The sequence below is a fragment of the Parafrankia soli genome (assembly GCF_001854695.1).
Taxonomy (GTDB): domain Bacteria; phylum Actinomycetota; class Actinomycetes; order Frankiales; family Frankiaceae; genus Parafrankia; species Parafrankia soli.
Genome location: NZ_MAXA01000153.1, coordinates 1 through 1,775, shown reverse-complemented (window position 1 = coordinate 1,775; position 1,775 = coordinate 1). Strand labels below are relative to the sequence as shown.

Annotated in this window: 4 protein-coding genes; all 4 read left to right on the top strand. The window is 71.8% G+C overall.

The features are described 5' to 3' along the window. The coding region (locus BBK14_RS39305; protein WP_206744665.1) for a hypothetical protein at positions 1–186 on the top strand (186 nt) is incomplete at its 5' end. Beyond that, on the top strand, positions 183–596 hold the full coding sequence (locus tag BBK14_RS13425; protein WP_071062461.1) for a hypothetical protein: 414 nt from the start codon (positions 183–185) through the stop codon (positions 594–596). The genes BBK14_RS39305 and BBK14_RS13425, both read left to right, overlap by 4 nt. 95 nt (positions 597–691) lie before the next feature. Further along, positions 692–1,237, top strand: coding sequence for a hypothetical protein (locus BBK14_RS13420; protein ID WP_071062459.1), 546 nt, complete (start codon positions 692–694; stop codon positions 1,235–1,237). A 28-nt stretch (positions 1,238–1,265) separates the two neighbouring features. Beyond that, positions 1,266–1,757: a hypothetical protein gene (locus tag BBK14_RS13415; protein ID WP_071062457.1), complete on the top strand. Its 492-nt coding sequence runs from the start codon at positions 1,266–1,268 to the stop codon at positions 1,755–1,757. Positions 1,758–1,775 lie beyond the last annotated feature (18 nt).

Sequence of the window (1,775 nt, the reverse complement as noted above, 5' to 3'; positions counted from 1 at the left end):
CTGTACGCCCGCGAGCATCTGCCGGGCAGCGAGGAGGGGGCGGACTACCAGCTCCCCATCCTCCCGGACGAGATCGCCGACATCGCTGTTACCCGCCGCGCGGCGGCCTGGGAGGAACACCGCGTCGGCCACGTCCGACCCGCCTCAGTACAACCTGCCGCGGCCGAACCGAAGGCACGAAGGTGAACCCAGAACTGATCGCCGAATGCTGCGCGGAGATGCGCGCAAGCCTCATCGAGCTGACCAAGATCCCGGCAGGTGTCAGCGACACCGTCGAAAGCAGCATCGAGCACACCGCGCTGACGTTGGTCGAACTGTGCGCCGTCGAAGCCGGCACCTCGATCGGTTGGGACACCAACAGGCGCCTCGCCCGCCGGGTCGCCGGCCTCCGCCCCGACCAGGCCGCGGCCCTCGTTGAGGTCGTCACCCGCACCATCACCACGGTGGCCATCCGCGCGGCCAGCCAGTCAGGCCGCCCCGTCACCGACCTTGTCGACCCGGCGGCGGCCGCGGTGATGGCCCAGCTCTACCAGCTCAACCCGGACGCGTGCGAGTGGGTCACGGCCGCCCTCACCGCCGATCCCGCGACCAGCTGAGGGAGAGACCCGGCGCAAACGATCCGCCCGCCTCGAATCCAACGAGTCCGCCCGCGGCGCCGTGGGGCGCCACCGACCAGCAGAAAGGACAGCGGATGAACGGCGGCATCTACCTCCCCGCGCCTGCCCACCGCGCCGGCGGCCCCGACGGCCAGGGCTGGAACCGGTTGTCAGTCTGGGGCTCGCCCGGTGACCAGTGCGCGCTCAAGCCGATGTCGTGGGCGTCCCTACGCGCCTCCCGGAACACAGCCCGGTTCGCCGGCTACGGCTACTGCGGGCCCTGCACCCGCCGCGGAGAGTGCGACGGCTGCCCGACCCTCAGCGCCTACCAGGAGAAACCTCGCCGGACCCTCATGTTCGGCCATCCCACGGCCCTCGTGCGCATCCTCGAACGACCCGGCCGTCCCCGCGAGCTACACCTCATGGACCGCCCCGACCAGGGATGGGGCTCCACGTCGCTCCCCTGGACATGGGCGGAGCTGGCCCGCCTCCCCGGATGGAACATCGGACGCCACTTCCGCGACGAGCACTCCGAAGGCTTCTGGATGATCGCCACGACCAGCCGTAACGGCCTGTACGGCGACCCGACCTGGGAGTCGTACGAGCACGACGGGTCGACCCTGCTCGGCGTCCCAGCCTGATCCACCCCACCCCGAGAGGACCCAGGCCATGAGCCACGTCCGGTTCCAGGTGGCGCGCCTTCCCTGCGGCGACCACGAGATCCGCGACACCCACATCCCCCACGGCCACCGGCCGTACACCATCACCTTCGGCTACGACGGCTCCGCGGATGGGGCGCGCTACGCGGCTCTGGACTGCGCGGCGATGAACGCCGGACGGCTCGCCATAGACCGCAAGTGGTACGACCGGCCCGGGGTGGTTCCCCTGGACGATGGGGGCGCCCGGAGGGCCGGCAACCGCGACTACCGGTGGACCCTGAGCCTGCGGGAGAACTCCCCCGGCTACCGCTGGTCCTGGCGCACCGCGGTGTTTCGACACCACGGCAGTGAGCACGCGGCCCTGGCCTACCTGCAGGCGGAGGCGACCGCGGCGGACGGGTGGACCGGTGAGGCCGCGCACGAGGCCGCGTGGGAGACGTTCGGCCGCCAGCTCCTCGCCGACAACTGGCATCCGGACCTCCGCCCCGGCCGCCGCGCCTGACCTCGCCCCCCAGGGCTC